This window comes from bacterium, assembly GCA_040755795.1.
Lineage (GTDB): Bacteria > UBA9089 > CG2-30-40-21 > CG2-30-40-21 > SBAY01 > JBFLXS01.
Window position 1 is genome coordinate 1 of sequence record JBFLXS010000148.1, and the last position, 8883, is coordinate 8883.

The following is an 8883-nucleotide window of genomic DNA, read 5'->3' on the forward strand; positions in this document are numbered from 1 at the left end:
GCCAATCCTGGCAAAACAATAAAGGTGATCTTATGAAAAGTTTAAATCTGTAGTGCCAAAATTCGATTTCCTGAAGTTGTAACTCATTGATTTTACACAACTTAATTTTTTGAGTCATGAACTTAGGAGAAGGTAAAGGATGGCGTAATATCTTATGTTGATATTGGACATATTATCCATAAAGATGGTCTTCAATCCGGGATTGAAGCAATTACGGCTGCTATTGATAAACACTCTGCTTCTCTTGTAGCTATTGATTCCTTTAAGGCAATTAATGAATTAGCTGACTCTATCTCTGCCTTCCGTCAATTTGCCTATATGTTATGTGTAGAGTTAATCGCCTGGCGTTGCACTTCATTTTTAGTCGGTGAATATAATCAAGCCGCTTTAGAAAAAGAACCTATATTTGCTATTGCTGACAGTATCATATTTATGGATAATAAAATTCAAGGGGCACAAAGCCACAGAACTTTTCAAATAGCCAAGATGCGTGGTGTGAACTATTTTGATGGTATTCATTCACTTAATATCTCTAAAAAAGGTATTAATGTTTTTCCTCGAGCTAAAACACCACCTCAACTATCTTTTGAGCATCTGGGAGAAAGAAAAATATCGACGGGCGTTCTGGGGTTAGATAAGATGACTTCCGCAGGATTACCACTTGGCTCATCTACATTAATTGCGGGTGGTGCTGGCACGGGTAAGACTACCTTATCACTCCATTTTCTTATGGCTGGTTTAAAGAATAAAGAGCCCTCTGTGATGGTTACTTATCAGGAGACTCCTGACCAATTGGAAATTATAGGCAGAAGTTTTGGCTGGGATTTGAAAAAATATGAAGAAGAAGGGCTGCTAAAAATTATCTATACATCTCCAGTAGAGTTAGATATAGATGAACATACCCTTGTTATTAAAAAAGCAGTTGAAGAAGCTAAAGTTAAAAGGATAGTGGTTGACAACCTGAGAGATATTGAGATTGTAGCTAATAACCAGGTTCGTTACCATAATTTTGTCTATTCATTGGTTAATTTCTTTAAGTCTAAAACGATTACTTCGATATTGACTACCGAGACAGAAGACTTATTTGGTGTGCCAAAACTATCCAGTGGTATCTCCTTCATTGCTGATAATGTAATTTTGCTAAATTATATAGATGTAACCTCTGTTATCAAGAGAGCTATGACTGTTTTAAAGGTAAGAGGTAGTGACCATGCGAAGGAGATAAAAGAATTTGTGATTACCTCTGCCGGGATGGAAGTAAAAATCTAAGAAGATTTACTGTTTCTACGCCGTTCCCGACGCTCCTGAATGTGAAATACTAAAAGAAAAATGCTTCCAACAATAGCAAAACTGAAAAGTACTAAAGTTGCTGCTTCCATTGAATTATTCCTCCTTATCCGTAGGGGGTTAAAATTCTAAGAAGATTTAGCATTTCTCCGCCGTTCCCGACGCTCCTGAATGTGAAATACTAAAAGAAATACACCAGCAACAATAGAAAAACCAAAGAGAATTATACTTGCTGCTTCCATTGAATTATTCCTCCTTATCCTTTGGGATTAAAAAATAGGCAAATACAACTAAAAAAGTACTCGTAATTAACCCTGTAATGGCATAAATAGGTTTGAAAGTACCTGTTATAAGACTACCAATTACACCAACAGTTAGAATAAATTTTACTAAGTCAAAAAATAAATCAGCTAATTTTTCACGACGCTTGCGATTATACATAGTTTTTTCTCTTATTTAATTATAACCAATATCTCTATGGATGTCAAGAAAAAAATGCTGCAAGGGAGGTAAATAAAATGACTGAAAAAAAGTATACAGAAAAGGATGTAGAACTAAAAATCAAACAAGAGATAATAGGTCTCTATGAGGAATTATTTAAAACCCTCTGGGACAAGATTGCTGTTACATTAGGGGGGATAACTTTAGTAGCTTTATTTCGACGAATTATTAGAAAGGTATCTTTAAAATACACATGGATGAAAAGAGTAGAGGTAGGAGAAGAAGGACTTGATTTTAAGAATTTACACTGTAAGATGTGTGAGGGCGATAAAGAAGTAATGAAAGAAGGATTTAATACGGTTATTGCTGAATTATTCTCCTTCTTAACACAAATGACCGGTGATATTTTAATAGGTGAGCTGGAAAATATAGTTGAAAAATACATACCAGAAATGAGAGAAGAATTACCTTAATCGTTGTTCGTAGTTCATAATTCAATCTCTCGAATCACGAACTACGAAAAAGGTAAGAGTTCAGGTAGGATATAAAAAATAAGGAGAAAGGGAGAAGATGGAGAAGTGGAGAAAAGAAGAGTTAACTGATAGGATTATTAATGCCTGTATTAATGTCCATAAAGAGTTAGGGCCTGGTTTTCTGGAGAGCATCTATCACAATGCCTTGAAGGTTGAGTTTGCAAGACAGAACATCATCTTTGAATCAGAAAAAGAAGTCAAAATATTCTATCAAGGTATTGAGGTTGGGATTCATAGACTTGATCTTTTTGTTGGAGATGAGATTGTGGTAGAGATTAAAACTGTTGAGGAGATAAGTGGGAAGTATTATAATCAGGTTAGATCATACCTTAGAGCAGTGGATAAAGAAATAGGGTTACTGGTAAATTTCGCAGACTCCAGGATTGATGTCCGAAGGGTGGAGCAAGAAAAAGTTTGAGCCATTTCTCCAATTCTCCCTTTTCCCCATTTCTCCTTGTTTACACTTCTAATGTATAGCCCTGAACGGTTACAAAATGTGGGACATGATTAGCCGCCAGCGGGGGACATCTTATCCTCTGCTCTCTCGCCCCTTGCATCTTACCTCTTGTCCTCTACTATCTGCTATTTATCCGTGTTAATCTGTAACTGAATAATTACAATATTTTTTCTTCGTGGTCTTCCGGGGCACCCACTTGTGGGTCGTTCGTGGTTTATCTTAATTGCACAAGTCGAATTTTTTCTCTGCGAACTCTTTTGTCTCTGCGGTGAACGGTTACTCTCCTAACTGTTCTGCAATCCTTTGCATTTTTTTCTTGATTAGCCAATCAGGAAATGCCTGAACCATTGTTAGTATCTTGCCTTGTGCAGATAGCACCAACTCTTTTTTCTCTCTTTCCATAGCAGAAACAATAGCTTTCGCCACTTTCCCTACAGAGGCGTAAGGTCCTTCAGGTCGATGTGCCCCACCTAATTTCTTCTCCTCTTGAAAGATATTGGTGGAGGTATAGCCTGGATAAACAATCATTATGGAGATACCACTTTTTGCTATTTCTGGAGACAATGTCTGACTTAGAGCTACAAGTGCAGATTTACTGGCAGAGTATGCCCCTAAATACGGCACACCATATTTTGCGGCAACAGAAGCAATGTTGACAATAAGACCTTGACCTTGTTGCTTCATTATCGGTAGAACCTCTAACATACAGTGCACTGCCCCAAAGAAATTTACTGCCATGGCCTGATGAAAATCTTCCAGACTGGTTTTTTCAGTAGCACCATAAACGCTAATTCCAGCATTGTTAATCAAGATATCGATACCGCCGAGCTGGTGAATACAATTCTTGATGAGGTTAATTACCTCTTCTGTTTTTGTTACATCACAGGAAATAGGTAGGGGACAAGGGGCATTGGGATAAGTGCGACTAAGTTTATTGGCAATCTCTATTAATCGCTTTTCTCTGCGGCTTACCAACACTACATGTGCCCCTTTTCTTGCCAGCACGGTAGATAGCCCTAACCCAATTCCTGATGATGCTCCAGTGATTATTATCCTTTTATCTTTAATCTTCATATCTCTGGAGTCCTTTATACATCCTTTCTATTACTGATTCATATTTTTTGGCAATTTCTAGTCGCCTGAGTTTTAAGGTAGGTGTAAGTCCCCCGTTCTCAATAGTAAACCCTTCATCTAAGAGGACAAATGCCTTTACCTTCTCATAAGGTGCCAAATCTGCAGTTAAATCTTCTATCTCTTGCCCTACAAATCTTATTATCGCAGGGCATTTAAGTAATTCAGAATAGGTTTCAAAGGCGATATTATTTTCCCGGGCATATTCTTCAATTTCTTCCTGGTTAAGCACAATCAATGCCACAAGACATTTTTTGCTCTCCCCTAAAAGTATCACCTGCTCAATATATTGACTGCGGCATATCTTTGCCTCAATAGGAAGTGGTGCAATTTTCTTCCCATAAGAGGTAATAATAAGCTCTTTTATTCTACCAGTAATAATAAGATTTCCTGCTTCATCAAATCTGCCCTGGTCACCGGTATGCAACCAACCATCTTTATCGATTATTTTAGCCGTTTCTTCAGGTTTATTGAGATAGCCCTTCATGACATTAGGTCCTCTCACCAGGATTTCGTCATCTTTACCAATCTTTACCTCCACTTCCTCAAAAGATTTTCCTACACTACCAAGCCTATTGTTCTTGACCGTATTGGAAGAAACTACCGGTGAGGCTTCAGTTAAACCATATCCCTCGACAATATTGAATCCAAAGATATGCAGGAGTTTTGCCATTTCAAAGTTAAGTGGTGCTCCACCTGAAACAATCAACTTGAGCCTTTTGCCGCCAATCTTTCTAAATTTTGACCCGATAAAATTATCGGATAGCTTCGATTTCAGGTTAAGCCAGAGCGGAATGGGTTGCTTTGTATATCTCAAATTGATATATTTATTGAGGTTTTTAATTGTCCAGAGAACCAGTTTCCTTTTTAATGGCGAGCCTTTTTCAATCTTGTTTTTAACTATTTGATATGTCTTTTCTAACACTCTGGGCACAACCAGGATAATAGTAGGATGTATCTTTTGCATATCTTTTATGACGGTGGCTGGATTTTGGGCATAAGCAATAGTTCCACCGGCAAAGAGGATGGCATAATATCCACAAGTCCTCTCAAACATATGCGACAAAGGAAGATAGGAAAGCACCCTATCTTTACTACAGAAGTTGAATCTATCTCTGCCACAAAGGGCATTAGAGATAATATTATTATGGGAAAGTATGACACCCTTTGGTTCGCCGGTAGTGCCTGAGGTATAGACAACCGTAGCAATATCATCCCCTCTAATTGACCTATCATCTATTGGTGCAAAATCAGACTTTATCAATAACTGCTTAAAATCAAGCAAGTCCTTTCTTTCCTCAGCTGGTTCCATAAGCACTACAGGATTAAATCTCCCTGGCATAATTTCAAGAAGGTTTATGTTTTCTACAAAGAGCAGTTTTAGACTGGCATCCTCAATGATATATTTTATATAGGCTGTGGATGCCGAATGGTAAATAGGAACAACAATACCACCTAATTTGAGAGTTGCCAGGTCAGCGATTACCCATTCAGGTCGATTATAGGAAAAGATGCCGACAGCATCGTCTCTACCTATCCCAAGTTTCTGAAGGTTTAGTGAAACGGCATCCACTTGCACCTTCAGTTCTCGATACCTTAGCCTCTGATAGTTCCCTTGCTTTTTGTAGAGTAATGCTACCTTATCAGGATATCTATTTACTATATCTACGAAAGACTGGTAAATCATACTATTGAAGCCCCCACTTCTTAGTCAAGTTTTTGAACTCTTGAATTAAAGTTTGCCAATCTCCTCCAACCGTATATAACAGATTACGGATAGTGGTAGTATCTATTACTATCTTCCTCTGAGATGCTAAGGTTAAAGAAATTTCTGTAGATTCTTGCACCTTGCCGAGTTGGATAGGGATTATGGACTTAGATTGAGCTATAGTCAGGAAATCATCCTTTTTGTGTGCAGGGATGGTAAATACCAGCTCGAATTCACCATGAAGACCTCCCAGCATCCACCAATAAGGTGTCCTGGTGCGGTTGCAGAACTCTAACGCTTTAGGTGCGAGGATTTGTTGCCAATGATAATCAATCTCAAACCCTAATCCGTTAAGACGCATTAACTGGTCAAGTGTAGCCAGCAAACCATCACTTGAATCCATACAGGATGAGGCATATTCCCTTATCAATTGGCTTTCTTTAAGTCGTGCTACAGGTCGATAATCACTTTCAAGGGAATCTGCAAGATGGGTAATTTTCTGCATGGCTAAAGCATTTCCTATTCCCATCCCACCAGTAGTAAAGACAATATCCCCTGATTTGCAACCATAACGCCGCATAACCTTGTTTTTTGGCACAAGACCTATGGCACAGCCAGTAAGAGAGATAGTCGAGGTAAGGTTGGTATCCCCACCCAGGATATAGGTATCAGCCATCCGACAAGCAGACTCCATACCTCTGGCAATCTTATTTATGAATTCTGTATCTCGGTCTGGTTCTACAGATGTAGAGATAACTATTCCCAGTGGGTTAGCACCTACTGCGGCTAAATCACTCAAAGAGGCCATAACCGTTACCCAACCCATAGTTGTAGCCTCCTGATATAATCCCAGACTGATTTCTTCAGCTACAGTGTCAATAGTTACGGCAAGGTAATGCTGTGGGTCTTGTGGGAGTTCAATAAGTTCTGCATCGCTTTGATGGGGTTTGTTTGCCTGATAAGGTGCAGGCAAAAAATGCCTTACCCACGAATTTATAAGCATATTTTCCATAATTTCTTCTTGCGGGTTCATTGACAACACCTCACTGCTTCAGGTATAAGACTAAAGCGAACCCTCTGTGCCATAACAACTTCACCATCCATCTCTAATGCAAATACTTGCTTGCTGTTAACCAAAACCTGGCGGCTAAACCAGGAGTGTGTTTTTGGGTAGCCTTGAAACCGATGTCTTGCCAGTGCCATAAGTATCCCTATCCTCTCAAATAAAGACATCCCAAAACAAAGATTGACGCCAAGTAAACCATTGTCCGGAACAATATCATAGCAAAGAGAGCCTGCAAAATGCGGACTTTTTATTATACCTAAGTTAGTTACAAGAAATTCTTGCTCAATCTGGTTATCGACAGTCAAAAGGCAGGGGATATGGCGATAGCTAAGGATTGTTTTAAGTGCACAAGCAATAATTGCCGCATCTACCGATACATTTCTAATTATCTTCAGGAATAGCGGTTGTGAATTAAACAAAGCATTTGCCTGAGCCGTAAGACCAATACTGGCGTTAAGAAGGGAAAAACGGGACTGGAAGACTCCCTGGTCATCTTGATAATCTATCCGAATAACATCGCAAGGTTTAGCGTTTTCCCAATCAATCCTTACCGGCACATCTTTGATATATGCCTCATCTCGAAATGGTTTATGGAAGTCATTGCTTGAGCCAAGTCCAACGGCGCCAATGAGTATATTCTTCTGGGCTTGAAGATTCATAATAGCATTTAACAAAAGATGGACACTGCCATCCCCACCGGCAGAAATTAATATCCTCGCTTCATTCTTAATAGCTTTTGCGACCTGCTCTGGAAACCCGTCGATAGAGTGAATCTCCTCCAGATTAAAGTCTCCTATTCGCTGGTAAAGTTCTTTCTCTATTTTCTGCCACCGCGTTCGACTCATGCCGTAATTACAATGTGGATTCAAAAACACCCGCATTCCTGACACAATCTCCTCCTATACCTGTGTTTTTTCAGGTCTCAGTCTCAATGTGATTTCAAATAGGCAATAGAAGATGGTTATAAATATTAACCATTGTATCTTCAGGGTGACAATTATTGACAGGCAATAGAGTATAAAGGCACGCACTACATTGGTTATAGCACCATAAGTTTTATCTTCATCACGGATGAGGTGTATTTTTATCTGGGCATAGAGGTTTATGAGCAGGGCAATGATAAATATGGTCATTCCGAATGGATTGATGTTGTGGGTCAAGATTAATGTGCCAATGGTAAAAGTTGCGGTTAGCAGAGCGGTCAAGTCACTATAGACACAAGCCTTCCACCAGCCAAAGACTACTGGAAATGTCTTATAACCTGTCTTCTTATCTGCGGATATATCCTTAAAATATCCCATAATGACAAAGTTTGCATAGCCAAAGAATATGGCGAGGACTGATAAGAAGAATGATAGCTCTTTCAAATCACCCAGTGTCCTGAGCTCTACCATTCTTCCCATTATTGGCAAAATGGCTACAATCCAGGCATTCCAGGGTGGTCCTCCCCACCAGGTGCGTTTAAAATAGGTGTAGGTCAACAAACCAATGACAGCAAGAAATCCCAGCACCAAAATCTCTGGATTTAAATAAGTTAGGAGCACGACACATATCGCTAATCCTACAAGGCTGAAAATTAAAACATGGTTTTTCAAGATTTGCCCTTGCACCAATGGGCGATATGGGGAAGAGATAGCATCAGTATCGGTTTGGAAACGATCTGTTAGTGCTTGTCCAAAACCATAGGATAAAAAAAGCGGGATGAATGCCAATATGATTTTCCATACTGGTAGTGTCTCTTTTATAAAGGCTAATCCTACCAGTCCTGCCGCACCTGAAATAAAGAGAAGATACGGCCTCATAGTGATAAGATAGGCAAGTAAGAACCTGTTGCTGAATATAGGATAAGGCATCTGTGGATGTCCTCCTCCTTAAAAGAATTGCGACCTGTGCAGGTAGATTTAAGATTATTATGCTTCCCTTACCTTTGACTCGTTGAGTAGGCGAATCTTGAGTGATACATTCTGGATGTGCGGTTTCTAATTGAATTAATTCCTTTAGTAACTGAAGTCAATATTATAATAATACACTATTTATGGGATAATTGCAAGAAAAAAGTTTGGTAAGAGTTCAGGGAGGATAAAAATAAGGAGAAAGGGAGAAGATGGAGAAGTGGAGAAAAGAAGAGTTAAGTGATAGGATTATTAATGCCTGTATTAATGTCCATAAAAAGTTAGTGTCGTGTTGAACAAATAACGCACGGAATTTGATTCTGGTAACTGGTGATTGGTAACTGGTAATTAAATACCGTTCGGCTGAG

Annotated in this window: 10 protein-coding genes; 3 read left to right on the forward strand and 7 right to left on the reverse strand. The window is 39.0% G+C overall.

All coding sequences use genetic code 11. The features are described 5' to 3' along the window. Positions 1-174 precede the first annotated feature (174 nt). Entirely contained in the window at positions 175-1269 is a 1095-nt protein-coding gene (locus tag AB1414_10590; protein ID MEW6607878.1) for an ATPase domain-containing protein, read from the forward strand. Between the two features lie 264 nt (positions 1270-1533). Here AB1414_10590 and AB1414_10595 read toward each other — a convergent pair whose 3' ends face one another. Beyond that, the gene (locus AB1414_10595; GenBank protein MEW6607879.1) at positions 1534-1728 is read right to left on the reverse strand and encodes a hypothetical protein; all 195 of its coding nucleotides are present in this window, start codon (positions 1726-1728) and stop codon (positions 1534-1536) included. Between the two features lie 77 nt (positions 1729-1805). Here AB1414_10595 and AB1414_10600 point away from each other — a divergent pair, with 77 nt between their 5' ends. Together AB1414_10600 and AB1414_10605 are read left to right on the forward strand one after the other, a co-directional pair. Then, positions 1806-2201 (forward strand): hypothetical protein, encoded by a 396-nt coding sequence (locus AB1414_10600; protein ID MEW6607880.1) that lies wholly within the window; start codon positions 1806-1808, stop codon positions 2199-2201. 97 nt (positions 2202-2298) lie between these two features. Next, the gene (locus AB1414_10605) at positions 2299-2679 is read left to right on the forward strand and encodes a GxxExxY protein (GenBank protein ID MEW6607881.1); all 381 of its coding nucleotides are present in this window, start codon (positions 2299-2301) and stop codon (positions 2677-2679) included. A gap of 315 nt (positions 2680-2994) precedes the next feature. Here AB1414_10605 and AB1414_10610 read toward each other — a convergent pair whose 3' ends face one another. From AB1414_10610 to AB1414_10635, 6 genes are all read right to left on the reverse strand, one after another. Further along, the gene (locus AB1414_10610) at positions 2995-3792 is read right to left on the reverse strand and encodes an SDR family NAD(P)-dependent oxidoreductase (GenBank protein MEW6607882.1); all 798 of its coding nucleotides are present in this window, start codon (positions 3790-3792) and stop codon (positions 2995-2997) included. Next, positions 3782-5536: a long-chain fatty acid--CoA ligase gene (locus AB1414_10615; GenBank protein ID MEW6607883.1), complete on the reverse strand. Its 1755-nt coding sequence runs from the start codon at positions 5534-5536 to the stop codon at positions 3782-3784. The genes AB1414_10610 and AB1414_10615 overlap by 11 nt, the downstream gene beginning before the upstream one ends. Position 5537: 1 nt before the next feature. Next, positions 5538-6590 (reverse strand): thiamine-phosphate kinase, encoded by a 1053-nt coding sequence (locus tag AB1414_10620; protein MEW6607884.1) that lies wholly within the window; start codon positions 6588-6590, stop codon positions 5538-5540. After that, the gene (locus AB1414_10625) at positions 6587-7504 is read right to left on the reverse strand and encodes a diacylglycerol kinase family protein (protein ID MEW6607885.1); all 918 of its coding nucleotides are present in this window, start codon (positions 7502-7504) and stop codon (positions 6587-6589) included. Before AB1414_10625 ends, AB1414_10620 begins: the two co-directional genes overlap by 4 nt. A gap of 18 nt (positions 7505-7522) precedes the next feature. Further along, the gene (locus tag AB1414_10630) at positions 7523-8476 is read right to left on the reverse strand and encodes a UbiA family prenyltransferase (GenBank protein MEW6607886.1); all 954 of its coding nucleotides are present in this window, start codon (positions 8474-8476) and stop codon (positions 7523-7525) included. A gap of 217 nt (positions 8477-8693) precedes the next feature. Next, positions 8694-8883, reverse strand: a 190-nt coding sequence (locus AB1414_10635) for a hypothetical protein (protein ID MEW6607887.1), incomplete at its 5' end; no start/stop codon positions are given.